Below are 24,368 nucleotides of genomic sequence, written 5' to 3'. Positions count from 1 at the left end.
AGGCTGGAAGTGGCGCACGGAGCGCCGGAATGGAGAAATACATGTATCTCGGTCTCGATCTTGGCACGTCAGGCGTCAAAGCCCTGCTCATGGACGGCGATCAGAAGATCGTCGGCTCGGCCAACGGCTCGCTTGATGTTTCGCGCCCGCATCACGGCTGGTCCGAACAGGACCCGGCGGACTGGATTGCCGCGACGAAAAATGCCGTTGCCGGCCTGAAGCAGAAGTTTGCGAAAGAGCTTGCCGCCGTGAAAGGCATCGGCCTTTCCGGCCAGATGCATGGCGCGACGCTTGTGGATGCCGAAGGCAAGGTGCTGCGCCCCTGCATCCTGTGGAACGACACGCGCTCCCATGCCGAAGCCGCCGCGCTCGATGCCGATCCGCGTTTCCGCAAGATCACAGGCAATATCGTCTTCCCCGGCTTTACCGCGCCGAAGCTTGCCTGGGTGGCGAAGAACGAACCCGAGATCTTCGCAAAAGTCGCCAAGGTGCTGTTGCCGAAGGATTATCTGCGGCTGTGGCTGACCGGCGACTATATCTCGGAAATGTCGGATTCCGCCGGCACCTCCTGGCTCGATACCGGCGCGCGCAAATGGTCCCCCGAGCTGCTTGCCGCCACCGGGCTCGATGAAAAACACATGCCGTCGCTGGTGGAAGGCACGGATGAGGCGGGCGTTCTGCGCACTGAGCTGGCTTCCGAATGGGGCATTTCCGGCCGGGCTGTCGTCGCCGGTGGTGCGGGCGATAATGCGGCGTCGGCCTGCGGCATGGGCACGGTCAAGGAAGGCCATGCCTTTGTGTCGCTCGGCACATCGGGCGTGCTCTTCGCCGCCAACGCCACCTATCTGCCGAAGCCGGAAAGCGCAGTCCACGCTTTCTGCCACGCGCTGCCCAACACCTGGCACCAGATGGGCGTCATCCTTTCCGCCACGGATGCTCTAAACTGGTATTCGCGCCTCACAGGCCAGTCCGCTGCCGATCTGACCGGTGAACTCGGCGAGACGCTTCTGGCCCCCTCCGGCGTCACTTTCGCGCCCTATCTTTCCGGCGAGCGCACCCCGCATAATGACGCGGCCATTCGCGGCTCCTTCATCGGCCTGTCCCATGAAAGCGACCGCAAGGCGCTGACCCAGGCCGTGCTGGAAGGCGTTACCTTTGCCATCAGGGATAATCTCGAAGCGCTGAAATCCGCTGGCACCTCGATTTCCCGCGTCACCGCCATCGGTGGCGGCTCGCGCTCGGCCTATTGGCTGGCGTCGATTGCCACCTCGCTTGGCGTGCCGGTGGATATTCCCGCCGAGGGCGATTTCGGCGCGGCCTTCGGTGCGGCGCGTCTCGGCCTGATTGCGGCGACCGGGGCTGATCCGGTGGCGGTTTGCTCGCAACCGGAAACGGCGCGGACGATCGAGCCGGTGGCTGCGCTTGGCGATGCTTATGAAGAGGCGTATCGGCGGTATCACGCGGTTTATCCGGCTATTCGGGCGCTTTCGCGGTGAGACGCGGAGTGTGGGGCTTACCCCCCTCTGTCCTGCCGGACATCTCCCCCTCAAGGGGGGAGATCGACAAGCGGCTACTTCCCGCCCTCATGCGAGGCTGAGTATGGAGCGATATATAGCGTCCTGCTGATCTCCCCCCTTGAGGGGGAGATGCCCGGCAGGGCAGAGGGGGGTGAACCACACCCTCCAACCTTGAAATTTTCAAACACGATTTAAACCCACCAAGGAGGAACCACCCAATGACGACAGGCTTCTTCGGCGATATTGCCAAGATCAAATATGAAGGCCCCGACAGCACCAATCCGCTGGCCTTCCGCCATTACAATCCCGACGAGATCGTCGCCGGCAAGCGCATGGAAGATCACCTGCGTTTTGCGGTTGCCTATTGGCACACCTTCACCTGGCCGGGCGGTGATCCCTTTGGCGGCCAGACCTTTGAGCGCCCGTGGTTTGAAGACACGATGCAGGCTGCCAAGCTGAAGGCAGACGTGGCCTTTGAATTCTTCTCGCTGCTCGGTTCGCCGTTTTATTGCTTCCATGACGCCGATGTGCGCCCGGAAGGCAAAAACTTCGCCGAGAACACCAAGAACCTCAACGAGATCGTTGATTATTTTGCCCAGAAGCAGGCCGATACCGGCGTGAAGCTGCTGTGGGGCACGGCCAACCTCTTCTCCAACCGCCGCTTCATGTCGGGTGCCGCGACCAATCCGGACCCGGATGTCTTCGCCTTCTCCGCCGCGACCGTGAAGACCTGCATGGACGCCACCAAGACGCTCGGCGGCGCGAACTATGTTCTGTGGGGTGGTCGTGAGGGCTACGAAACCCTGCTCAACACCGATCTTTCCCGCGAGCTGGATCAGCTCGGCCGCTTCCTCAATCTGGTGGTGGAGTACAAATACAAGATCGGTTTTGAAGGCACGATCCTGATCGAGCCGAAGCCGCAGGAGCCGACCAAGCACCAGTATGACTACGACGTCGCCACCGTTTATGCCTTCCTGCAGAAGAACGGGCTGGAAAAGGAAGTGAAGGTCAATATCGAGCAGGGCCACGCCATCCTGGCCGGCCATTCCTTCGAGCATGAATTGGCCATGGCCAATGCCTTCGGCATTTTCGGCTCCATCGACATGAACCGCAACGATTACCAGTCCGGCTGGGATACCGACCAGTTCCCCAACAATGTGCCGGAAATGGCGCTCGCCTATTACCATGTCCTCGCCGGCGGCGGTTTCAAGAATGGCGGCACCAACTTCGATTCCAAGCTGCGTCGCCAGTCGCTCGATCCGCAGGACCTGCTGATCGGCCATATTGGCGGCATGGATTGCTGCGCCCGTGGCCTGAAGGCGGCGGCGAAGATGGTCGAGGACGGCGCGCTGTCCAAGCCGCTTTCCGAGCGTTACGCCAAGTGGGATTCCGCCGAAGCGCAGAAGATGCTGCGCGGCGAGTTGAAGCTCGAGGAGATCGCAGCGCTGGTCGAGCGCGACGATATCAATCCGCAGCCGAAGTCCGGTCGTCAGGAATATCTCGAAAACGTGGTCAATCGTTACGTTTGACGTGATTGTCGGGGTGACGGCAACGTCACCCCCTCATCGCCTCGCTGCGCTCCGGCACTTCTCCCCGGCGGGGAGAAGAACAAGTTTCCTGCTCCTTGCCACATGCGGGGGTACGGCATATTTCTTCTCCCCGCCGGGGAGAAGGTGGCCCGAAGGGCCGGATGAGGGGGCCTGTTCGCTATCTGCTCCCGAAGGTGAGCACAATTCCGCGCCACCCCTCCTTCCTTTTCAGTCACTTCCCGAAAAATACGTCCCCACTCATCCCCATCAGCTCATTTGGCCGCATCATTCCTCCCGCAACCGGAACGGAAGGGCGATACGCGCGGCGCCTTTTGCGAACCGGCTGCCGGCATCGACAAGCATGGTTCTGGCAAACCGTGTTTCGGAGAGGCATCCCGCACGGCCAGAGGCGGGAAGGGCTGATCGGATAGATGTCGTGAAAAGACTGTAAGCGAGAGGCCGTGATGATGGTCTCTATGATGCGGCCCGGTGAATGCAAATGTTTCCACCACTTCCCATCCACCCGCATTCGCCGGGCCTGCCTCTTGCGCCGCCGGCCAATTGCCGCGGCGGCTTTTGTGCATGCAAAGCGCTTTGGACTTGTTAACCGCACAGTCTGAAACGTTGTAGATTTCGCGGAGCCCGGCTGTACCTCGCAGACGACATGGTCTAAACCGCTGCTGATCTTTTTACGCTCGATGGATAGAAAGGCCCTCAGATGACCGATCCCCAAGCGCTTGCCGTCCGTTTCCCCGGTGATTTCCTGTTCGGCGTCGCGACCGCCTCGTTCCAGATCGAGGGTGCAACCAAGGCCGATGGCCGCAAACCCTCCATCTGGGATGCGTTCTGCAACATGCCGGGCCATGTCTTCGGGCGTCACAATGGCGATATCGCCTGCGATCATTACAATCGCTGGGAGGACGACCTCGATCTCATCAAGGAAATGGGTGTCGAAGCCTATCGTTTCTCCATCGCCTGGCCGCGCATCATTCCTGACGGTTTCGGGCCGATCAACGAAAAGGGCCTGGATTTTTACGATCGCCTCGTTGATGGCTGCAAGGCGCGCGGTATCAAGACCTATGCGACGCTTTACCATTGGGATCTGCCGCTGACCCTGATGGGTGACGGCGGCTGGGCCTCGCGCTCCACCGCCCATGCCTTCCAGCGTTACGCCAAGACCGTCATGGCCCGTCTGGGCGACCGGCTGGATGCGGTGGCGACCTTCAACGAACCCTGGTGCGCGGTCTGGCTCAGCCATCTCTACGGCATTCACGCGCCGGGCGAGCGCAACATGGAGGCAGCCCTTGCCGCCATGCACCACATCAATCTCGCCCATGGTTTCGGCGTGGAAGCCTCCCGCCATGTCGCGCCGAAAGTGCCGGTTGGGCTGGTGCTGAACGCCCATTCCGTCATCCCGGCTTCCGACAGCGAGGCCGATCTCAAGGCCGCCGAACGGGCCTTCCAGTTCCACAACGGCGCGTTTTTCGATCCGGTCTTCAAGGGCGAATATCCGGCCGAGATGATGGAAGCGCTGGGCGATCGCATGCCAGTCGTGGAGGCGGAAGACCTCGCCATCATCAGCCAGAAGCTCGACTGGTGGGGCCTCAATTATTACACGCCGATGCGCGTTGCCGACGATGCGACGCCGGGTGCGGAATTCCCCGCTACCACACCGGCTCCCGCCGTCAGCGATGTGAAGACCGATATCGGCTGGGAGGTTTGTGCGCCAGCGCTGCAGTCGCTGGTGGAGACCCTCTACAAGCGTTACGACCTGCCGGAGTGCTACATCACCGAAAACGGCGCTTGCTATAATATGGGCATCGAAAACGGCGAGGTGAATGACCAGCCGCGGCTCGATTATTACGCCGAACACCTCGGCATCGTCGCCGATCTCATCCGCGACGGTTACCCGATGCGCGGGTATTTCGCCTGGAGCCTGATGGATAATTTTGAATGGGCCGAAGGCTATCGCATGCGCTTCGGACTCGTGCATGTGGATTATGATACGCAGGTGCGCACGCTGAAGAACAGCGGGAAGTGGTACAGTGCGCTTGTCTCGGGATTTCCCAAGGGCAATCACGCTCCTGAAAATACGAAGCAGGAAAAATAATAAGTAAACAAAATCATCAGTCATGCTGATTTTTTCGTTGGTTACCCGGCGGTGCCTGCTTGCACCCGTCATCCCGTCCCCTATGTCAGGCAGGCTACGAAGGCGTAGCGTCCGTTTCTGCCGCCCAAGGGGCAGGACGGGCTGGTCCTCCCAAGGGAAAACGAACATGCTTATCGAAAAACTCAACTGGCGTTATGCCACCAAGAAAATGGACCCTTCCAAGCCGGTCGCGGAAGACAAGGTCGAGCGCATTGTCGAGGCGGCGCGGCTTGCGCCCACCTCCAGCGGCCTGCAGCCTTTCGAGGTGATCGTCGTCACGGACCCTGAAGTGCGCGCCAATATCCGCGAGATCGCCTGGAACCAGGCGCAGGTGACCGATGGTTCGCATCTGCTGGTGTTTGCGGCATGGGACAATTACACCGAAGAGCGGATCAACCACATGTTCGATCTGGTCAATGAAGAACGCGGCATCAAGAATGAAGGCTGGGAAGCCTATCGCCAGATGCTGCTCACCACCTATCCGCAGCGTGACCAGCAGGTGAATTTCGAACATGCTGCGCGTCAGGCCTATATCGGCTTCGGCATGGCCGTGGCGCAGGCCGCTTTCGAGGGTGTGGATTCCACCCCGATGGAAGGGTTCGATCCGGCCAAACTCGACGAGATTCTCGGCCTTCGTGAAAAGGGCCTGCGCTCCGTCACCATCCTGCCGCTGGGTTATCGCCAGCCGGAAGGCGACTGGCTGGTGAACCTGAAAAAGGTCCGCCGCCCGCTCGAGGAATTCACCAGCCGCGTGTGATTTTCATATCGTCGCGAAATCTTGACTGCCGCAGGGCCGCCGAGGCGGCTTTGCGGTAGATTTTTTCTCTCTTTTCAGATAATTGAAAAAACATCCCTGTTAAAAGGTGGCGTGTGCGGGCAAGTATGCGCCATCGAATTGCCGATCCCCGGCATTTCTGAGTGAAAGCCTGACGAAATGACCCGGAAAATCAGCTGTCATCGAATGTGCCCGAAGGCTGCATGAAGAGAGCGGTTCAGCACCGCAACAGGATTTTTTGAGACCCGATCCGTCACGCATTCCCAGAGTTCACAATGAGTTTTCCATCCAGTGCGGCCTCGCCCGCGCGTTCAGAACAGGCGGTCCCGGAAGGGGCGGCAAAGGAGCCGATGGTCACGTTTGAAGGCGTGACCAAGACCTTTGGCGGTGCCGACGGCAAGCCGGGCTTCGCAGCCCTTGCCGGTATCGACTACACCGTGCCGAAAGGCTCCATCACCGGCATCATCGGCCGCTCAGGGGCGGGCAAGTCTACGCTCATTCGCCTCGCCAACGGCCTTGAAAAGCCCTCGACCGGCCGTGTGGTCGTCGATGGCGTCGATGTTGCAGCACTCGATGAAAAGAGCCTGCGCACGCTGCGCCGTTCCGTCGGCATGATCTTCCAGCACTTCAACCTCTTGTCCTCACGCACCGCTTTCGACAATGTGGCGCTGCCGCTTGAAATCGCCGGCCTGGGCAAGAAGGAAATCGAGGCCCGCGTCGCGCCGCTGCTCGATCTCGTCGGGCTTTCCGACAAGGCGAAGCGGTATCCGGCGGAGCTCTCGGGTGGCCAGAAGCAGCGTGTCGGCATTGCCCGCGCACTCGCCACCCAGCCGAAGCTGCTCCTCTCCGACGAGGCGACCTCGGCGCTCGATCCGGAAACGACGCAGTCCATTCTCGAACTGCTGAAGCGCATCAATGCCGAACTCGGCCTGACCGTGCTGCTCATCACCCATGAAATGGAGGTGGTGAAGACCATCGCCTCGCAGGTGGCTGTCATCGACATGGGCCTGATCGTCGAGGAAGGCACGACCTTCGACATCTTCACCGCGCCGAAACATGAGACGACCCGCAGTCTGCTGTCGTCCTCGGTCGGTGTGAAGTTGCCGCACTGGGTCACCTCGGGCCTGAAGCCGCAGGCGGCGGAAGGTGACCGTGTTCTGGTGCGCCTTGTCTTCTTCGGCGAGACGGCGTTCCAGCCGCTTACCGCCCGGCTTGTTGCCGAAATCGGCCCAGACGTGAATATTCTCGCCGGCACCATCGAGGAAATTTCCGGCCAGCCCTTCGGCTCGCTCGTGGTCTCCTATCCTGCATCGGCTGAGGTCACGGCCCGCGCCGGCCGCTTTTATGCGGAAACCGGTCTTCACACGGAGGTGCTCGGTTATGTCGCCTGATATGATCTTCAACCTTCTCTTCAAGGGACTCTGGCAGACGCTGCACATGGTTGCGGTGGCCGGCATTGTCGGTTCGCTGATCGGCGTGCCCATGGGTGTGTTCCTCGCCACCAGCGGCAAGGGCGAACTGTTTCCAGCACCGATGACCAACCGCATCCTCGGCCTCATCGTCAATGCGGCGCGCTCCACGCCCTTCATCATTCTTGTCGTGGCGATCATTCCCTTCACCCGTCTCGTCGCCGGCACGTCGATCGGCACCAGTGCCGCCATCGTGCCGCTGACGGTTGCGACCGTGCCTTTCATCGCAAGGCTGGTGGAAGCGGCGATCCGCGAGGTGGACAAGGGCCTGATCGAGGCCGCCCGCGCCATGGGCGCAACACCGTTGCAGATCGTCACCAAGGTGCTGCTCGCAGAAGCCAAGCCCGGCATCACGCTGGCGCTGACGCTCACGCTGGTCAGCCTCATCGGTTATTCGGCCATGGTCGGCGCTGTCGGCGGCGGCGGGCTGGGTGACCTAGGTATTCGTTACGGTTATCAGCGCTTCATGCCTGATGTGATGCTGGCCGTGGTTCTGGTGCTGATCGTGCTGGTGCAGCTGGTGCAGAGCGCCGGCGACCGGCTGGCGCGCAGCTTCGACAAGCGGACCCGCAAGAATTAACTGCGTTTATAATAACAACCCAAGGAGACACCCATGAAGAAACTCATTCTCGCGGCTTCGCTCGCCGCTCTCTTCACCGCCGGTCAGGCGCTGGCGGAAACCATCAAGATCGGCGTCACCCCCGCCGAACACGCGCAGATCATGGAACAGGTGAAGAAGATCGCGGCTGCCAAGGGCCTCGATATCGACATCATCGAATTCTCCGACTATGTCGTGCCGAACCAGGCGCTGAATGATGGCGAGCTGCAGGCCAATTCCTTCCAGCACCAGCCTTACCTCGACAACCAGATCGCCGACCGCAAGTTCGATCTCGTCAGCGTCGGCACCACCATCACCACCCCGATGGGCGTCTATTCCAAGAAGGTGAAGAACCTTGACGAGCTGAAGGACGGCGCGACCATCGGCATTCCGAACGATCCGACCAATGGCGGCCGTGCGCTTCTGGTTCTCGCTTCCAAGGGCGTTCTCAAGGTCAAGGAAGAAGCCGGCCTGAAGGTAACGCCTGCCGACATCACCGAAAACCCGAAGAACATCCAGATCGTCGAACTTGACGCCGCCCAGCTGCCGCGTTCGCTTGACGACACCGACGCTTCGGTCATCAACACCAACTATGCAACAGCTGCGGGCCTCAACCCGAAGAAGGACGCCATCGCCATCGAAAGCGAAAAGTCTCCTTATGCAAACGTCATCGCCGTTCGTGCGCAGGACAAGGACAAGCCCTGGGTGAAGACGCTGGTGGAATCCTACCACAGCCCGGAAGTGAAGGCCTTCATTCTGGAAAAGTACAACGGCACGGTCATCCCGTCCTGGTAAGAAACTGCCGCATGGTGGAATTGAGGACCTCTCCCGTTCGCGGGGGAGGTTTTTTGTTTGGGGAAGGGCGATAACCCGTTTTCCGTGAAAAACCCCTGCCATTTCAGGGAAAGATTTTTCAGCCTCTCGCCCGGACTGTCGTTTTGTACCCGTTGTTTTTTGGGGCGGTGTTACGGGGCGGTTTAACGCCTTTTGAATGTTTCCTTCGCAAGATGATGCTTTCAAAGGGGATTTTATGCGGATTGCGCCGCGCAACATTGGGGACTATTTGCCGGTCGGGCGCAGAACCGCCGTCGGCGTCGTATTGTCTACCTTCGCGCTGGTGCTTCTCATCGTCACCGCGCTCGTCCTCTCCGCTCTCAGCCAGGTCCGCGAAAAGGCCAATCTGCTCGACAATGCCCGCTCGCGCGAGACGACGGCCGGCGCTTTGGTCACCTTCCGCGAGCAGCTTGGCGCCACGCTCAACGACTACGCCGCCTGGGACGATGCTGCCGAGTATGTCTATGCTCCTGACCGTTTCGACTGGGTGGCAAGCAATTATGGCGAGATGACGGTCAATAGCGATCTTTTCGATACGGCCGTCATTGTCGATGAGAACGGCAGCGTCCGCATGGCCTATCAGGACGGCAAGCCGGCCAAATGGGCGTATGACCGCTATTTTGCCGAGGGCCTGAAGGAGATGATCGACCGGGTGCAGGCCATGCGTCCAAGCATTACCTCGCAGGTGACCGGTTTCGTCAAAACCGAAGACGGCATCGCCGCTGCCGGTGTCGCGCTTGTGCGGCTCAAATCCGGGGCGTTGGCCACGGATGGCACTGAGCGCCGTTATCTGATCTTCGCCCGTCACCTCAAACAGGCGACGGTGGACAAGCTTGCCCGCAACTACGTCGTCGAGGGACTGGAACTTCAATATGGCGACGGACCTGCCACCAACCATGTGGATATCGTCAATCCGCTGGGGCAGGTGCTGGCGCGGCTCGTCTGGCGTTCGCATCTGCCGGGGGATGTCAGCTTTCATGAGGCGCGGCCGGTGGTCTTCACCGCGCTCGGTATTGCCGGCACGTTTTTCCTGGTGCTGCTCATCATCGGGTCGGCCACGCTCGACCGGCTGAAGGCGGATGAGGCGGCGGCGCGGGAAGAGGCGTTGCGCGACCGGCTGAGCGGGCTCGACAACCGCGCCGGGCTGTTTGCCCACCTCACCCGCATGGTCGGCAAGGCCCGCCACGACAAGACCGATATCAAGCTGCTCTATCTCGATCTCGACGGCTTCAAGGAAATCAACGATTCCTATGGCCATGCCGCCGGCGACCGGCTGATCAAGGGTGTGGCGGCGGCGCTGCGGGTGCTGGTGCCGGAAGACGCGGTGTTGGCGCGGCTCGGCGGCGATGAATTCGCCATCGCCATTCAGGGCAACGATGTCTGGTCGGAAGGCCGCAAGCTGTGTCTGGCGCTTCTCGAACTCTTCACCGAACCTTTCAGCATTGGCGAAAGGGTGGCGAGCATCGGTTGCAGCATCGGCACGTCCGTCTCACGCGCCGGCGATATCAATGGCGAGGAACTGTTGCGCCGTGCCGATATGGCCATGTACCAGGCCAAGGAGAACGGACGCGGGCGTTACGTCTCCTACGAGCTGAAGATGGATGCGCTGCGCGAAGAAAAACTGCAGCTGGAAGCGGATCTGCGCTCCGCGATCCTGAACGACGAGATACAGGTGGTTTATCAGCCGGTTGTCAGCGCCGCCACGCGCTGCATCACCGGCGTGGAGGCGCTGGCCCGCTGGCAGCGGCCGGGTTATGGTTTCGTGCCGCCGGATATTTTCATTGCCGCCGCCGAGACCAGCGGCCTGATCGACCGGCTCGGCCTGCTGGTGCTGCGCAAGGCCTGCGAGACGGCGCGGCAATGGCCGTCCATCAAGCTGTCGGTGAATATTTCCCCGGTGCAGTTCCGCAATCCGGCCTTTTCCGGTTATGTGGCGGATATTCTCGACGCGACGCAGACGCCGTCCGAAAGGCTGCGGCTGGAAATGACGGAAGGCTATTTCATCCAGCATCCGGAGCGGGCGAGTGCGGCGATCGACAAGCTGAAACAGCTCGGCCTGCACATTGCGCTTGATGATTTCGGCGCCGGTTTTGCAAGCGTCGGTTATCTGCGCCGCTTCGGTTTCGACCGCATGAAGATCGACCGTTCGCTGATCATGGCGCTCGATAGGGGCGGCAGGTCGCTGGAAATGCTGCAGGCGACCGTGGCGCTGGCGAAATCGCTCGATATTCCGGTGACGGCCGAAGGCGTCGAGACGGAAGAGCAGGCGGCCATCCTGCATCTGTGCGGCTGTGATGAATTGCAGGGTTACCTGTTCTCGAAGCCGGTCGCTGCAGACGAAATAACAGCCATGCTGGATGGGCAGGATGCACCGCTATTCGCTCTTCGGGCGGGGGCGTGAGGCTGATTACTTCCACCGATTCTTGATCACCTAAGGGTGCGGTCCATTTCTTCTCCCCGCCGGGGAGAAGGTGGCCCGAAGGGTCGGATGAGGGGGCTAGGTTGCCGGATTTCGGAAAGCTTGCCTCCTCATCCCGCTGCCGCGGACTTCTCCCCGGCGGGGAGAAGAAATATGCGGCACCCGCTCGATCCAAATGCAAATGCAGTCCGATAGCCGAGCCGGCTTACCGCCCCAGATGCCGCTCGCCGCGCGTCTTTGCCAGTTCGATCTGCTGCTGCCGGTCGCGGAACCGCTGGCGGTCTTCTTCGCTGCGTTCGTCGTAACAGCTCGGGCAGGACACGCCTTCTTCGAATTTGGGTGACAGGCGCACTTCCGGCGTGATCGGGTTGCGGCAGGCGTGGCAGAGCTGGTGGTCGCCTTCGGCAAGGCCGTGCACCACGGAGACGCGCTCGTCGAACACGAAACAGGCGCCTTTCCAGAGGCTCTCTTCTTCCGGCACCTCTTCCAGATATTTCAGGATGCCGCCCTTGAGGTGATAGACCTCGTCGAAACCCTGTTCCTTCATGAAGGCGGTGGCCTTTTCGCAGCGGATGCCGCCGGTGCAATACATGGCGATCTTCGGCTTGTTGTGCAGGCCGGGATTGTTCTTCACCCAGTCGGGAAACTCGCGGAAGGTTTTCGTCTGCGGATCGAGCGCGCCCTTGAAGACGCCGATGGCGGTCTCGTAATCATTGCGGGTATCAATGACGATGGTATCCGGATCGGAAATCAGCGCGTTCCAGTCTCGCGGATCGACATAGGTGCCGACGATGCGGTTCGGATCGATGTCCGGCACGCCCATGGTGACGATCTCTTTCTTGAGCTTCACCTTCAGGCGCACGAAAGGCATGTGCGAAGCACGGCTTTCCTTGTGCTCCAGTCCGGCAAATTCCGGCTGGGCGCGCAGGAAGGAAAGCACCGCCTGAACGCCCGCATCCGGCCCGGCAATCGTGCCGTTGATGCCTTCGGCGGCGAGCAGCAGCGTGCCCTTCACGCCGTTCTTCTGGCAGAGTTCGAACAGCTGCTCGCGCAGGCTCTCGAACCGCGGCAGGCGGGCGAAATGATAAAGCGCGGCCACAAGGAAATCACCAGAGACTTCCGGGCGGGGGAGAATGGTCGTGTCGGTCATGGGCGCTGAAATACAGCGACGGCGGGCGCAAAGCAATATTTATCAGCGGATAGCGCTATTTTGAAAATCGTCAAATATCCGACGGAAAGAGACAAATGGGGTGCGGTTCGTGCGTCAACTGCGACATTGATGAGGAAGCAAGACCTCTCTTCCGTCATCCTTGGGCCTGTCCCAAGGATCTAATCACGTCCAACTCAATCGAGACGTGGCAGATCCTCGGGACAAGCCCGAGGATGACGTCTGCGATGGTGGGACCGTTTCCCGCCTGTCAGCCTACTTCGCCGCCTGCCGCCACAGCAGGCCGACGATGCGGCTTTCCGTGCGGGCGGATTCGGAAAACACCTCGTCGGCCAGTTCAAGGCCTTCGGCACGCAGCGCCTGCTGCCGTTCGATGATTGCAGCAAGCAGCAGTGCCAGCCGTTCGCCATTTCCGAAACGCTCCGGTTCCCGGTCGGCGACGGCGGCGAGCACGGAGAGATCATGCTCGTGGCCGAGAATATCGACCAGCCGCTTGGTGTCGGCGCGCTTGGCGCGCATGGCAGACGGCCAGAGGCGGCGCATCAGGCCAAGATGCATCCAGTAGGTCTGGCCCGCCTTGCGCAATTCGTGGAAATGTTCGACATCCGCCTGCTCGCGACAACAGGAGAGCGCCTTGCGCGCTTTGACCCTCTGTTTCGCCCAGCCGGTCCTCACCAGTCTTGCGGTCTTGTTCAGGTCATCAGGCAGGGAAAGGTCCTCCAGCCTTTCGCGTCCTGTTTCGCAGCCGGTGATGGCCGCCGCAATCGCCTCATCGAGACCGGCTTCGTGGTCAAGGGCATCGTCGCGGCGTTCGCGCAGCATCACGGTGACGGACCGCAATGCCTCGCCCTGCGTGTCGGAGAGCGCAAAGGCCTCGAGATATTCCGCGGTTTCCACGAGCGCCGTTGCATCGCGCGCAAAGGCGAGCGAGCGGGCGATATCGCGGAAGCGGGCATTTTCCTCGCGGGCGAAATCGGGCGTTACCCTGCGGATCAGGCGGTAGAGCGCCCGCAACCGCTTGAAGCGCTTGCGGGCTTCGTGCACGGCCTCATGCGATCCCGATGGCTGGTCGCGCAGGATGGTAATCGCATCGCCGATCAATTCTCGCCCAGCCCGGCGGATTTCATCGCCGAAAGGCTTTTTCGGATCAATTCTGAAGGGCATCCGACAGGTCTCCGTTCGGACAGTCCATGGCAAGCGACTGGTTGGAGAAGCGCTTGTCTCCCGTTACTTCCCTGCCCAGCCAGGACGGCAGATCGGGATTGGCATTCTCGTCATTCATCTCGACTTCGGCCACGACCAGCCCGCGATATTGTCCTTCGAAAACATCCACCTCCCAGGTGAAGCCGCCATGGTCCACCGTGTGGCGCGTCTTCTCGATCACCACGCCCGGTGCGCTCGCCATCAGCTCTTCCGCGTCTTTGAGGGGAATGGAATATTCATATTCATCGCGGACAAGCGCGCTTGCGCCGATCTTGATGGTCAGTGTGGCATCACGCCCGTCGACGATCCTGACCCGGACCGAGCGATTTTCCAGCGAGGCGACATATGCCTGCCGAAAAGCCATGCTATATGTCACCTCATCGCGCCATTCACCACCTGCAACAAGAAACTTCCGTTCGATTTCCTTGGCCATGCTGTCTCCGCAAACTGGGGGGCCAGATTATCGCAAGAGAGCTTCATGAAGAAGCGAATTGATTGAAGTATCTGGATAAAAAATGGCCCCGCCATGCCTCGACATCAAAGCCGGGGCAGGCTAATCGGTAAACGGGATTTCAATCGTTTCAATCGCGCAAGGAGGCTCGTCTTGGCCCAGGATTCCGAAAAACTTCTCTCCATCCTCAAACTGCAGCCGGTCGTGCCGGTGCTGATCGTGGATGATGCCGCTTCCGCCGTTCCCCTGGCGCGCGCTTTGGTCGCAGGCGGCCTGAAGGCAATCGAGATCACCATGCGCACGCCGGCGGCACTCGATGCCATCCGTGCGGTTGCTGCGGAAGTGGAAGGCGCCCATGTCGGCGCCGGCACCATCCTGAACGCTAAGGATTTCGAAGCGGCGGCTGAAGCGGGCTCCACCTTCATCGTCAGCCCCGGCATCAACAAGAGCGTGCTGGAAGCTGCGCGCGGTTCCAAGGTGCCGCTGCTTCCCGGTGCTGCCACCGCCAGTGAAGTCATGGCGCTGCGCGACGAAGGCTACAAGGTGCTGAAGTTCTTCCCGGCCGAACAGGCCGGTGGCGCGCCTTACCTCAAGGCGCTGTCTTCGCCGCTTGCCGGCACGGTATTCTGCCCGACCGGCAGCGTGTCGCTGAAGAATGCCAATGACTACCTGTCCCTGCCGAACGTCGTCTGCGTCGGCGGCTCCTGGGTTGCCCCGCGCGAACTGGTGGCGACCGGCGACTGGGCGGGCATTACCAAGCTTGCCGCCGAAGCGGCTGCTCTGCGCGGCTGATTTTGCGTAACTGATGTGCGTTCTGTCAAACCCGTTCACGAAGGCGTGAGCGGGTTTGACATTTGTATTCGGCCCACGGCTTCCTATCTCCCCTGTAGATTTGACCTCTACAGGAGATTTTGATGTTCGACGCCAAGAAGCTTCTTGAACAATTCCTCGGCTCTCAGGTGCCGGGCCTTTCGGGAAGCGTCCGTGACAGAGCCGGGCAGGCCGCCGATATCGCCAAGAATAATCCCCTGAAGGCCGGTGCCCTTGCCGCTGCCATTCTCGGTACCAAGACCGGCCGCAAGCTTGCCGGCAATGTCGCCACCATCGGCGGTGTCGCCGCCATCGCCGGCCTCGGTTATCTCGCCTACAAGAATTACAAGTCCGGACAGGCCCCGGAAGCCGCGCCGAAACCCGAACCGGAGCTTCTTGCCCCGCCGGCCGATTCCGCCTTCCACCCGCAATCTCCGGCCCTTTCCAATGATTTTGCGCTGAAACTCATCCAGGCGATGATCGCCGCCGCCAAGGCCGATGGTCATATCGATGAGAAGGAGCGCGCCAATATCATGGACAAGGTGCAGATCTCCGGTCTCGACACGGAAGCCGAGCGGTTCCTGGAAAAGGAACTCGCCGATCCGCTCGATATCGATGCGCTGGTGGCTGCTGCCCGGACGGAAGAGCAGAAGGTGGAGCTTTATACGGCCTCAAGGCTTGCAATCGAGGCGGATACGCGTGCGGAGCGGGGGTATCTCGACCTTCTTGCCGGGCGTCTGGGGCTGCCGGATGCGCTGGTGGATCATATCGAGGCGACCGTGGTGGCGGCGAAGGTGTAAGTCGGAGTTTGGGGTTCACCCCCCTCTGCCCGGCAGGTAACGCTCGCTCACTCGCAACGTTGAGGATGGCCGAGAGGCCGCCTCAGGTCGATCTCCCCCCTTGAGGGGGAGATGCCCGGCAGGGCAGAGGGGGGTGAGCGCCACCCACCAAGAACGCCGTATCCACTGTTGTCATCCCGCCCCGCTTGCCCTAATCCTTCTCCCAGCAAATGGGGAAGAGAATGCGCGATCTGAGTGATTTCAAAGGATGTCCGGCGCCCAAGCCGGTGGTGCTGAAGGGCCGTTACGTAACCGCCGAGCCGTTCGATCGCGAAAAACATCTCGAAAAGCTCTGGACAGCACTTGGCGGCGAGGGCGTGAATGCGCTGCTCAAATATTTCCCGCAAAGCGCCTTTCCCGATGCCGATGCCTTTGGTGACTGGCTCATCGGCGCAGGCGAAAAGCTCAACTGGGTCACGCTGGTCTTTGTCGAAAATGCCACCGGCGACGTCGTCGGCATGGCGAGCTACATGCGGCCCGATCCCGCCAATGGTGTGGTCGAGGTCGGTTCTGTCGCCCATGGGTCGAAGATGAAGCGCTCGCCGCTTGCGACAGAAGCCCATTACCTGATGGCGAAACATGTGTTCGAGGAGCTGGGGTATCGCCGTTACGAGTGGAAATGCCACAATGAAAACGAGCCTTCCAAGATCACCGCGAAACGGTATGGCTTCACCTTCGAGGGCGTTTTCCGCCAGCACATGATCTCCAAGGGGCAGAACCGGGACACGGCGTGGTTCTCGATGATCGACGGTGAATGGCCGCTGATCGGCAAGGCCTTCGAAGCCTGGCTTTCGCCTGACAATTTTGCCGCCGATGGCAACCAGAAGCGCAAGCTCGAGGATATTCGCGCGGAGCTGACCAATGCCAGCGCCTGAGAAACCGACGTCTGCAAAGCCGACCAGCGGCAAGAAGGATTGGTCGCCGGCCATCGCCGCCGCCCTTATCATCATCGGCTTCGGGATCGTCTTCTTCGTCATGCCGAAGATCATGTTGTGGCTGGGCGATTATTCGCCATGGCTCGCCGCAGGATTCGGCGCGGTTGCCGTGCTGTGTTTTTTCCTGCTGTTCTGGCTGCGGGCGCGGTACCAGCGCCGCCGCGATCATCAGAGCTGAAGCGACGCGCCGAGCAGCAACAAACCCATGATCAGCACGAAAAGCGCGCCGGCGATTTCGATCGCGTGGCTGATGCCGGCGGCCTTGCGGCTGCCAGGGCCGGCGAAGCGCACGGCAAGCCCCTTGGCGGAAACGGCCATGATGGCGAGAGCCGATACCGTGATGGCGGTGCCGAGCGACATGGCGAGCACGGAAAGCACGCCGCCGAGATAAAGCCCGTTCAAAAGTGCAAAGCTCATGACGATGATCGCGCCAGAACAGGGCCTTAGCCCCACGGCGATGATGGCCGACCACGCTTCGTGCAGGCTGAAATTCTTGCCCTTCAACAGCATTGGGTCGGGCGCATGGGATTTGCCGCAGGCGGTGCAGAGATCGCCGGTGCCGTTGTGATCATGATCCGCGAAGACCGGTTTGCCCTGGAACCGCAGCCCCGTGCCCATGCCGGTGGTTCTCGCCACCGGGGCCTCGCCCGCCGTGGCGAAGACGGGAACCGGGCCGCGCCGGATGCGCAGCGACCAGAGCTTTCGCACCAAGAGCCAGGCGCCGAACAAAGCCACCATGGCGAAGCTGGCGATCTCCATCGCCTGCGTCGCCTTGGTCATGGTGATGGAGGTGCCGCGCAGCACCAGCCAGGCAGCACCTACAAGGCCGATGGCCATCAAGCCCTGAATGAGCGCTGAGACGAAGGAAATCAGGATGCCGCGTCTCAGCTGCGTTTCATTGGCGATCATATAAGACGAGATGACGGCCTTGCCGTGACCGGGGCCGGCGGCATGGAAAACGCCATAAGCAAAGGAGAGGCCGATCAGCGACCCGAGCGCCCAGCCATCCTCACGCATCGCCTTCAGCGCGCCGGTCAGCGCCCGGTAGAACATCTGCTGGTGCACGTTGATCCACTGCATCAGCGGCGCAAAGGGCCCGCCGACGGAAAAGGACGGCTCGGCCGAACCGATGCCGAGCGGCGACTGTGCATGGGCCGCGCCGGCCACCGCGATGAGGCCGATGGCGATGGCGGCAAGGCTTGCCCTGCGGCTCAGCATGATATTTCCAGCCGGGTGGCGAAGAGCTTGGTCATGTCGGTGCCGGTCGGATCGTTGAAGAAGGCATCGGTGAGCGAACTCTGGTTCTGCGAGATCACCTCGTCGGGATCGGGGCGCACGATATGGTGCTTGCAGGCATTCAAATCCTTGCCTTCAGTGGCGATATCGCCATCTTTGGCAAAATCGATCGCCGTATACATGGTCGGATCCCAGGCGCCGAAGCTGAGCTTGCCCTTTATGGCCAGAGGCTTGGTCGGCTTCACGGAAAAGAACATCAGGATCTGCTGATCCTTGTAGTCCACATGAATGGCGTCGGGCTTGCCAAATTCCACCGGTTTGCCGTTGGCGGTGATGAAGGTGTAATAGGAATATTCGGCAAGCGATTCCTTGACCGTATTACCGATCTCGGCCAGTTCGTCCTTGTCCAGCTTCAGGTCGCTGTTCTTGTCGTAATCCATCACCACGCTTGCCGAGAACATCTCGTCGAAACGCCAGATATTGCGCACCTCCTGGATGGTGCCGTTCGGCCCCTCGACGATTTCCATGCGGGCTTCCGCAAAGATGTGCGGATGCGCCGAAGCGGCAAGGGGAATGGAGGTCAGGCCAGCCGCAAGGAGCAATAGTCGTCTGTTCATTATCCCGTCTGTCCTGCCTTCGAATCTCGAAGGCCCGACTCTAGCAGAAATTGGGACCGAATTTCGACCTGATCCCGCGCCGCTCCCGGGAGATGTCAGAAGGTGCCGCTGAAACGCGATGTGATGCTGGAGCCGTCATAAGCAAGGTCGGTATCGCGTTCGCCATGCAGCAGGCGATTGAATTCCAGTTCCAGCTTGCTGTTCTTGCCGGTATCGAAGGTCAGTGTGGCGACCAGCCTGCGCTCGCTGCTATCGTAATTGTAATAGATCCAGTCTTTCTGAACGCGCCGCAGGGCAAGATCGAGCCCGACTTTTTCGGTCAGCCTGCTTTTCATGACGAACTGCCAGCGGCGGTGAAATTCGGCGATGGAATCGTCCGGATCAAAAAGCGCATAATCCTGCGAGTAACCGACGCCGAAGGCGAGGCGTTCGGAGGCTTTCATCTCTGCTTCGGCGCGCAGATAAGGCCGGGTGCGTTTCACCTTGTCGCTTATCTCGTCGCCGGAGATGTTGGTGAGACCCGCCTCGGCCAGAACCGCGAAACGTTCGGAAAACTTGTAGCCATAGGCCAGCGAGCCGCGCAGCGTTTGGGCCGGGAAGCGCTCATATTTTTCCTGCTGCCCTTCCGGTACGAGAATGCGGTCATAGGCAATGGTCAATCCCGCCTCGCCGCCGGCGAGCGGCCGCACATGTTCGGCCTTCAGCGATAAAAGCGCCTCGTTGGCTTCCAGCCGGGTGGGCATGAAATAGGCCGGGCGGAACCGTGCTTTGCCTTTCATCAGGCTGGCGTAACTTGCCTTCAGCGTGTTCTTGCCGCCGAGAGCGAGGATGCCGAGCTGGGAGGAGGCTTCCAGCTTGTGATCCAGCCGCCGGTAACCGATGTCTTCTTCCGGCAGATGCAGGAATATATCGCCCGCATCGCTGCGGGTGCCGCGCAGCTCGACGGCCCATTCCAGCTTGTCGGAAAAGCGTTTCGTCAGCCCCAGCGCGGCGATGGTGTTATGCTCATTGGCGAAGCTGTAGCGGGGGAGGCGGACCTCCTCATGCTCGAGCGAATAACGCAGTTCCGCACCCTCAAGCACGACCTTGCCATTGAGCCCCAGACCGGCACGCAGCGAAATTGCGCTCAGCCGGTTGGTGTCGGCGAAATAATTGCTGTCATAGGCGATGCCGGACTTGTAGGTGACATTATGCTCATCGGCGCTTTCACCCGCCCGCGCAGCGGAGGCACAGGCAAGCCCGAGAACAAGCGCGATATATCCCCCCAGCCGCATTCGCATCTCCGGTCTCTAATTAAGCAATATCTTATATTTGGATGGTTAATAAAGTCTCCCCCGCCATTTTACTGTCGCCTCGTCACTGCTGGACACCAACGCGGTAATAGAGGCGAAACGAATGAAAGTTAGATACATAAAATTCTATTAAAATCACCAGTATTAAAGTTAATTATTTATTGTAATATTAGCCTTTGCTTGAATTAGAATCCTCTAAATATACAGTTCAGTTACGCCAGATGGCGTGATCAAACATAAGAGGAGAGAGAAATGATTGCTAAATTTGCTTGTGTCGCCGCTATTCTTACTGTCGCTTCCGTTGGTCAGGCCAATGCGGGCGGTCTTCTGGGCGGCATCCTGTCCGGTAACAGCAACAAGGGCGGCGCCCTTGTCGTTGTCTCGCCGAGCATCGATCTCGGCGTCAGCGGTATCCTGTCCAATAACGGGATTCTGAACGGCAACAAGACCGGTATCCTGAACGGCCTGCTGAACGGCAACAAGACGTCCGTCGATGTCATCGACAACAAGAATGACGGCGGCAAGAAGCGCCGGCACTGAGGGACGAAGAAAGGGATGGCGAAACCCCTGGCTTTCGCCATCCCGCTCTGAAGCAATGGCTCGGGAATCGACAGGGATTTTCGACGCAGACGATGTGCGCAGGACAAGAGCCGGCAAAGACCCGAGTTGCGTATGTATGGCGCATGGCGCTGCCGGCAAGAACAAACGGCGCATCGCATGACTGCAAGGGGGCCTTTGGGCTCCCTTTTTTTGTTTGCGTTGCCGCCGATGACTGCACACATAAAAGTGCGGGATGGCCACTACTCATGATGGTTTTTATGACGCGATGGCAACCACTCTATGTCACGGCGGACAGCCCAGGATCATTCGCGTGAATTCTAATTTATATTTGGTGAATATTGAAAATATTAATCGGAATACGTTCGGCAAGTGTCTTTTTGTCTAGGCCGTTTACGTGAACTTAACCATGATGTTCTTCAATCTAGGGGTGCGTCAACCCCGTCATCACGCTGCGTTTCTGGTCGCGAAAACTCGCATCACGCAGGTGACGGGATGGTATTTTCAAGGAGCTATCGCATGTTGAAACAATCTCTTCTCGCCCTCGGCCTGCTCGGCATCCTTTCCGGCGCTTCCGTTGCCGCCGACGCCGTTGGCGACATTCCGGCAGCACCCGTCGTCAATGACGTTGCGCCTGCCTTTTCCTGGGACGGCGTTTATGTCGGTGCCTCGGCCGGTTATGGCTGGAACCGCGTGAAGTCGACCACCTTCGGTGTCACGACCAAGCACGAATTTGACGGCGGCCGTTTTTCCGGTTTCGCGGGCTATAATTTCGAAGTCGCGCCCTCCGTCATTCTCGGTGTCGAAGGCGATCTCGGTTATGCCTGGGGTGACAAGACCATCGTCACCAGCGAGGTTTCCGCAGGCCTGAACGGTTCTGCACGCCTGCGCGCCGGTTATGCGATCGACCGGGCGCTGATCTACACCGCAGCCGGTTACACCGCGACGGACAGCGAAGTGAAGGCACCCTTCGGTGAGGACAGCAAGGTACTGCACGGCTGGACTGTCGGCGCGGGTATCGACTATGCCTTCACCAACAACCTGTTTGGACGCGTCGAATATCGTTACAACGACTTCGGCAAGGCGACCTACCATACCGGTCCGATCACCTCGAAAGGTGACGTCAGCGAACATGTCGTCAAGGTTGGCCTTGGCGTGAAGTTCTGACGGTTATCCCGTTTTCGACAAGGGGCGGCGCAGGCATTGCGACGCCCCGAGACTACTAGGGGAATGGCAAGGGAAGCACACGCGCCATGTGTCCTGCTTTGCAGGCAGTGAAAACACACATCGCCTTCCGCCCGGGCTTGAACAGAAGACCCTTTTGATGTGATGGTGGCTGCAATCCACTCCCGCTGCCAGTCTCCAGTCGATTCCCATGTTACAGAAAAGCACGTCGCCGGGCGCTTTTGATCGTCAGGCCTATCTGATCGCGCTGCTGGTTTTCATCGCCGGCAGCACCAATGCGGCTGTCGTGCCGTTTATCGGGTTTTATATCATTCAGGTGCTAGGCCACCCGCCGGCCACGCTTGGTCTCTACAGCGTGACGGCGATGGTGGCGTCGATCATCGCCAGCCGTTTCTATGGCGAGCGCGTGGATGCCGGCGTGCGGGTGCGGCCGCTGCTGCTGCTCTCTGTGTTCGGTGCATTTGTCGCAGCGGCGGCGGCGACCTCCGGGCACCTGGCATTGCTGGTGGCGGTGACGGCAACGGGAATGGGGCTTTCCAATGCCGCCAGTACCCTGATTTTCAGCTATGGTCGCTACTATGGCCGGGTGAACGCACTGGATGCGCCTTCATATAACGCCTTCCTGCGCACGATGGTATCGCTGGCATGGATGCTGCTTCCGGCCGCGGCCTACCTGATCCTCGATCTTGCCGGGGCGAAAGCGGTTTTTATGAATGCCATGATGATGGCAGTCATCTGGGCCGGGCTGGCGCTTGCCATCGTGCCGCGCGGCCAGACCTGCCCGATGGAACGGCGGGCAGACGGTGATGCCGATACGCGGCGCAACCTGCCGCTGCTGATGGCGGCGGCGGCCAGCTTCTGCATGTCTTTCGCCCACGCGCTCTGCGCCTCGGCCCTGCCTGTGTTTCTGGTGCGCGAAGTCGGCCTGCCGGATTACGTGCCGGGTCTGTCGCTCAGCGTCAAATGTGCCATGGAGGTTCTGCTGATCCTGCTTGCGCCGAGGATCATGCGCCGGGTCAGCGCCCGGGTCCTGCTTGGCGTCTCGGCGGTGATGGCGATCATCGCTTTCAACATCATCGCTTCGGTTCAGACTTTGCCGGCCATGCTTGTCGGTGCGGCAATGGAAGGCGCCTATTACGGGTTGTGCGCCGGCACCTGCCTGACCTTCGTGCAGGGCTTTGCGCGCGGCCGCACGGCGCGGGCAACCGCGCTCTATATGAACTCCATCTTCCTTGCCGGCCTGTTTGCGGTGCCATTGATGGGGTTCGTGTCGCAATATGCGAGCTTCGGTACCTCTATCCGGCTGGCTTCTGTTGGTGCGGGTGCGGCGCTGTTGCTGCTGTTTCTGACGCGACGGCAGGTGAGTGAATAGGGTTTTGCTGAGGATTGACTGTGGCCGCGGCATCGCGGACTGGAATCAGCCCGCTGCACGGTCAATCACACTTTTAAGCCGAAACATCAATAATCCCGCAATCGCCCGCTTCCGAGGCAAAGGCGAGCAGGTTGCCGGTGGCGCTCCAGTCCATGCTGGTAATGGCACCCTTGCCGGGGCGGCGCAGCAGGGCTTCCTTGCCGTCCGCGAGCCGCACGCCAAGGATCATGCCGTCGATGAAGCCGATGGCGAGCACGTCTTCCACCGGGTGGAAGGCGACGTTGGTGGCCATGATGTTGGCGCGGCTGCCGAGTTCTTCCGGGGCCTTGCCCATCGGGCCGTCCTTGCCGGAGAACGGCCAGACGATGGCGGCCGGCGCGCCTGATGAGGCGAGCCACTTGCCCTTCACCGACCATGAGATGGACTTCACCTTGGCGGGATAACCCGTCATGCGCATGTGGCGGGCTTCCATGCCGCCCTTGGTGGCTTCCATCTTCCAGCCATGCAGGGCATTTTCCTGCATGGTGGTGACGAGGAACTTGCCGTCGGGCGAGAAGGTGACGCCGGTATGGGCGCCCTTCCATTCGAGATCGACGGGATCGCCTGCTGTCGCCACCCAATGCAGCGTCACGCCGTTATAACGGGCAACGGCAATGCGCAGGCCCTTCGGCGCAAAGGCGATCGCCTCCACCGTACGCTCTTCCTTGAATTCCTTGACCGTGCCGTCCGACAGCCGCACGAAGCTGGACTTGCCGACACCGTAAGCGACCGCCTTCTGCGGGCCGCCGGCAACGACGCCCACCCATTTGCGCGGCACATTGGCGATCTCGCTGATGCTGCCATCATGGCCGATGCGCAGCACGCGCCCGTCTTCGCCGCCGGAAAGCAGCGTGGCGCTATAGGGGTCACGCACGCAGGTCAAAAGCCCGTCATGCGCCTCAGTCACCTTCTCGCCGCCATCCAGCCGGTGAATTGTGCCGGCGGCGGTGGCAAACAGCGGAATGTCGCCGAGAAAATGGGTCGAGACCACGTGGCCTTCGATATCAAGCGGGGCAACAGTCGGCATGGGGCATCGGTCTTTCATATCTGTGTCAGATGGCGGGGAGGTCATTCCCGCCGGCTGGCATGGTTCTAGATCATTTCCGGTGAAAGCGGAACCGCTTTTACGTTTGCACGATTCGTGAAATCAAGGGGATAGAGCGCTCTGCGGTCGAGGAACCACCCTACACGACAGTTAAAATCATCGACGCTCCAGCGCTCCGGGCTTACCCCCTCTGTCCTGCCGGACATCTCCCCCTCAAGGGGGGAGATCGTTCCGTGGCGAGGTTTCGCAACTCTCGACGGTCGAGAATGAAGTGACAAGAGAGCGTCTTGCCGATCTCCCCCCTTGAGGGGGAGATGTCCGGCAGGAC

At 60.4% G+C, this 24,368-nt stretch carries 22 protein-coding genes; 15 read left to right on the top strand and 7 right to left on the bottom strand.

Annotated features, from left to right (window positions below):
- The first annotated feature begins 41 nt into the window (after positions 1–41).
- The 8 genes from xylB (at position 42) to O8B93_RS04910 (ending at position 11,272) form a co-directional block, all read left to right on the top strand.
- Positions 42–1,496, top strand: coding sequence for a xylulokinase (xylB, locus tag O8B93_RS04945; RefSeq protein ID WP_269709028.1), 1,455 nt, complete (start codon positions 42–44; stop codon positions 1,494–1,496).
- 239 nt (positions 1,497–1,735) lie between these two features.
- Positions 1,736–3,046 carry a xylose isomerase gene (gene xylA, locus O8B93_RS04940; RefSeq protein ID WP_269708687.1) on the top strand — a complete coding sequence of 437 codons (1,311 nt, stop codon included), beginning with the start codon at positions 1,736–1,738 and terminating at the stop codon, positions 3,044–3,046.
- A 718-nt stretch (positions 3,047–3,764) separates the two neighbouring features.
- Positions 3,765–5,156, top strand: a complete 1,392-nt coding sequence (locus tag O8B93_RS04935; protein ID WP_269708686.1) for a GH1 family beta-glucosidase — start codon at positions 3,765–3,767, stop codon at positions 5,154–5,156.
- Between the two features lie 166 nt (positions 5,157–5,322).
- Positions 5,323–5,952, top strand: coding sequence for an NAD(P)H-dependent oxidoreductase (locus O8B93_RS04930; protein WP_269708685.1), 630 nt, complete (start codon positions 5,323–5,325; stop codon positions 5,950–5,952).
- A 293-nt stretch (positions 5,953–6,245) separates the two neighbouring features.
- A complete protein-coding gene (locus O8B93_RS04925; RefSeq protein ID WP_269708684.1) occupies positions 6,246–7,361 on the top strand; it encodes a methionine ABC transporter ATP-binding protein in 1,116 nt (371 codons plus the stop codon).
- The gene (locus O8B93_RS04920) at positions 7,351–8,019 is read left to right on the top strand and encodes a methionine ABC transporter permease (RefSeq protein ID WP_121691811.1); all 669 of its coding nucleotides are present in this window, start codon (positions 7,351–7,353) and stop codon (positions 8,017–8,019) included. Before O8B93_RS04925 ends, O8B93_RS04920 begins: the two co-directional genes overlap by 11 nt.
- 33 nt (positions 8,020–8,052) lie before the next feature.
- Complete coding sequence (locus tag O8B93_RS04915) at positions 8,053–8,832, top strand: MetQ/NlpA family ABC transporter substrate-binding protein (protein WP_006316668.1); 780 nt, start codon at positions 8,053–8,055, stop codon at positions 8,830–8,832.
- A 196-nt stretch (positions 8,833–9,028) separates the two neighbouring features.
- Positions 9,029–11,272 (top strand): bifunctional diguanylate cyclase/phosphodiesterase, encoded by a 2,244-nt coding sequence (locus O8B93_RS04910; protein ID WP_269708683.1) that lies wholly within the window; start codon positions 9,029–9,031, stop codon positions 11,270–11,272.
- A gap of 223 nt (positions 11,273–11,495) precedes the next feature.
- Here O8B93_RS04910 and trhO read toward each other — a convergent pair whose 3' ends face one another.
- From trhO to O8B93_RS04895, 3 genes are all read right to left on the bottom strand, one after another.
- Complete coding sequence (gene trhO, locus O8B93_RS04905) at positions 11,496–12,440, bottom strand: oxygen-dependent tRNA uridine(34) hydroxylase TrhO (protein ID WP_269708682.1); 945 nt, start codon at positions 12,438–12,440, stop codon at positions 11,496–11,498.
- Positions 12,441–12,713: 273 nt separating this feature from the next.
- On the bottom strand, positions 12,714–13,622 hold the full coding sequence (locus tag O8B93_RS04900) for a CHAD domain-containing protein (RefSeq protein ID WP_269708681.1): 909 nt from the start codon (positions 13,620–13,622) through the stop codon (positions 12,714–12,716).
- The gene (locus O8B93_RS04895; RefSeq protein ID WP_269708680.1) at positions 13,606–14,094 is read right to left on the bottom strand and encodes a CYTH domain-containing protein; all 489 of its coding nucleotides are present in this window, start codon (positions 14,092–14,094) and stop codon (positions 13,606–13,608) included. Before O8B93_RS04895 ends, O8B93_RS04900 begins: the two co-directional genes overlap by 17 nt.
- Before the next feature lie 171 nt (positions 14,095–14,265).
- Between O8B93_RS04895 and O8B93_RS04890 the strand changes: the two genes are divergently transcribed.
- From O8B93_RS04890 to O8B93_RS04875, 4 genes are all read left to right on the top strand, one after another.
- Positions 14,266–14,904, top strand: a complete 639-nt coding sequence (locus O8B93_RS04890) for a 2-dehydro-3-deoxy-phosphogluconate aldolase (RefSeq protein ID WP_080829796.1) — start codon at positions 14,266–14,268, stop codon at positions 14,902–14,904.
- A 122-nt stretch (positions 14,905–15,026) separates the two neighbouring features.
- Positions 15,027–15,722, top strand: a complete 696-nt coding sequence (locus O8B93_RS04885; RefSeq protein ID WP_269708678.1) for a tellurite resistance TerB family protein — start codon at positions 15,027–15,029, stop codon at positions 15,720–15,722.
- Between the two features lie 221 nt (positions 15,723–15,943).
- Complete coding sequence (locus tag O8B93_RS04880) at positions 15,944–16,636, top strand: GNAT family N-acetyltransferase (protein WP_269708677.1); 693 nt, start codon at positions 15,944–15,946, stop codon at positions 16,634–16,636.
- Positions 16,623–16,874 (top strand): hypothetical protein, encoded by a 252-nt coding sequence (locus O8B93_RS04875; protein ID WP_269708676.1) that lies wholly within the window; start codon positions 16,623–16,625, stop codon positions 16,872–16,874. The genes O8B93_RS04880 and O8B93_RS04875 overlap by 14 nt, the downstream gene beginning before the upstream one ends.
- On the opposite strand, the gene O8B93_RS04870 is transcribed toward O8B93_RS04875, so the two are convergent.
- From O8B93_RS04870 to O8B93_RS04860, 3 genes are all read right to left on the bottom strand, one after another.
- Entirely contained in the window at positions 16,865–17,914 is a 1,050-nt protein-coding gene (locus O8B93_RS04870; RefSeq protein WP_269708675.1) for a nickel/cobalt transporter, read from the bottom strand. The two genes, O8B93_RS04875 and O8B93_RS04870, sit on opposite strands and share 10 nt — an antisense overlap.
- On the bottom strand, positions 17,908–18,549 hold the full coding sequence (locus O8B93_RS04865; RefSeq protein WP_269708674.1) for a DUF1007 family protein: 642 nt from the start codon (positions 18,547–18,549) through the stop codon (positions 17,908–17,910). Before O8B93_RS04865 ends, O8B93_RS04870 begins: the two co-directional genes overlap by 7 nt.
- A gap of 95 nt (positions 18,550–18,644) precedes the next feature.
- Complete coding sequence (locus tag O8B93_RS04860) at positions 18,645–19,823, bottom strand: hypothetical protein (RefSeq protein WP_269708673.1); 1,179 nt, start codon at positions 19,821–19,823, stop codon at positions 18,645–18,647.
- Positions 19,824–20,093: 270 nt separating this feature from the next.
- Between O8B93_RS04860 and O8B93_RS04855 the strand changes: the two genes are divergently transcribed.
- The 3 genes from O8B93_RS04855 (at position 20,094) to O8B93_RS04845 (ending at position 22,956) form a co-directional block, all read left to right on the top strand.
- Complete coding sequence (locus tag O8B93_RS04855; protein WP_003505460.1) at positions 20,094–20,381, top strand: hypothetical protein; 288 nt, start codon at positions 20,094–20,096, stop codon at positions 20,379–20,381.
- Positions 20,382–20,918: 537 nt separating this feature from the next.
- Entirely contained in the window at positions 20,919–21,566 is a 648-nt protein-coding gene (locus O8B93_RS04850) for an outer membrane protein (RefSeq protein WP_269708672.1), read from the top strand.
- Positions 21,567–21,774: 208 nt separating this feature from the next.
- Positions 21,775–22,956, top strand: coding sequence for an MFS transporter (locus tag O8B93_RS04845; protein WP_269708671.1), 1,182 nt, complete (start codon positions 21,775–21,777; stop codon positions 22,954–22,956).
- 73 nt (positions 22,957–23,029) lie between these two features.
- On the opposite strand, the gene O8B93_RS04840 is transcribed toward O8B93_RS04845, so the two are convergent.
- Positions 23,030–24,022, bottom strand: coding sequence for a WD40 repeat domain-containing protein (locus tag O8B93_RS04840; RefSeq protein ID WP_269708670.1), 993 nt, complete (start codon positions 24,020–24,022; stop codon positions 23,030–23,032).
- Positions 24,023–24,368: the final 346 nt, after the last annotated feature.

Source organism: Martinezella rhizogenes, assembly GCF_027460065.1.
Taxonomy (GTDB): domain Bacteria; phylum Pseudomonadota; class Alphaproteobacteria; order Rhizobiales; family Rhizobiaceae; genus Agrobacterium; species Agrobacterium rhizogenes_C.
The sequence above is the reverse complement of the archived record's forward strand: the minus strand, read 5'-3'. Positions and strand labels throughout refer to the sequence as shown.

Bases quoted from the DNA above. Each gene is read 5' to 3' on its own strand.
- O8B93_RS04865 (WP_269708674.1), bottom strand. From the start codon at position 18,549: ATGAACAGACGACTATTGCTCCTTGCGGCTGGCCTGACCTCCATTCCC.
- O8B93_RS04925 (WP_269708684.1), top strand. From the start codon at position 6,246: ATGAGTTTTCCATCCAGTGCGGCCTCGCCCGCGCGTTCAGAACAGGCG.
- trhO (WP_269708682.1), bottom strand. From the start codon at position 12,440: ATGACCGACACGACCATTCTCCCCCGCCCGGAAGTCTCTGGTGATTTC.
- O8B93_RS04930 (WP_269708685.1), top strand. From the start codon at position 5,323: ATGCTTATCGAAAAACTCAACTGGCGTTATGCCACCAAGAAAATGGAC.
- O8B93_RS04885 (WP_269708678.1), top strand. From the start codon at position 15,027: ATGTTCGACGCCAAGAAGCTTCTTGAACAATTCCTCGGCTCTCAGGTG.
- O8B93_RS04935 (WP_269708686.1), top strand. From the start codon at position 3,765: ATGACCGATCCCCAAGCGCTTGCCGTCCGTTTCCCCGGTGATTTCCTG.
- O8B93_RS04910 (WP_269708683.1), top strand. From the start codon at position 9,029: ATGTTTCCTTCGCAAGATGATGCTTTCAAAGGGGATTTTATGCGGATT.
- O8B93_RS04855 (WP_003505460.1), top strand. From the start codon at position 20,094: ATGATTGCTAAATTTGCTTGTGTCGCCGCTATTCTTACTGTCGCTTCC.
- O8B93_RS04850 (WP_269708672.1), top strand. From the start codon at position 20,919: ATGTTGAAACAATCTCTTCTCGCCCTCGGCCTGCTCGGCATCCTTTCC.
- O8B93_RS04920 (WP_121691811.1), top strand. From the start codon at position 7,351: ATGTCGCCTGATATGATCTTCAACCTTCTCTTCAAGGGACTCTGGCAG.
- O8B93_RS04845 (WP_269708671.1), top strand. From the start codon at position 21,775: ATGTTACAGAAAAGCACGTCGCCGGGCGCTTTTGATCGTCAGGCCTAT.
- O8B93_RS04900 (WP_269708681.1), bottom strand. From the start codon at position 13,622: ATGCCCTTCAGAATTGATCCGAAAAAGCCTTTCGGCGATGAAATCCGC.
- O8B93_RS04875 (WP_269708676.1), top strand. From the start codon at position 16,623: ATGCCAGCGCCTGAGAAACCGACGTCTGCAAAGCCGACCAGCGGCAAG.
- O8B93_RS04915 (WP_006316668.1), top strand. From the start codon at position 8,053: ATGAAGAAACTCATTCTCGCGGCTTCGCTCGCCGCTCTCTTCACCGCC.
- O8B93_RS04870 (WP_269708675.1), bottom strand. From the start codon at position 17,914: ATGCTGAGCCGCAGGGCAAGCCTTGCCGCCATCGCCATCGGCCTCATC.
- O8B93_RS04880 (WP_269708677.1), top strand. From the start codon at position 15,944: ATGCGCGATCTGAGTGATTTCAAAGGATGTCCGGCGCCCAAGCCGGTG.
- O8B93_RS04895 (WP_269708680.1), bottom strand. From the start codon at position 14,094: ATGGCCAAGGAAATCGAACGGAAGTTTCTTGTTGCAGGTGGTGAATGG.
- O8B93_RS04840 (WP_269708670.1), bottom strand. From the start codon at position 24,022: ATGCCGACTGTTGCCCCGCTTGATATCGAAGGCCACGTGGTCTCGACC.
- xylA (WP_269708687.1), top strand. From the start codon at position 1,736: ATGACGACAGGCTTCTTCGGCGATATTGCCAAGATCAAATATGAAGGC.
- O8B93_RS04860 (WP_269708673.1), bottom strand. From the start codon at position 19,823: ATGCGGCTGGGGGGATATATCGCGCTTGTTCTCGGGCTTGCCTGTGCC.
- xylB (WP_269709028.1), top strand. From the start codon at position 42: ATGTATCTCGGTCTCGATCTTGGCACGTCAGGCGTCAAAGCCCTGCTC.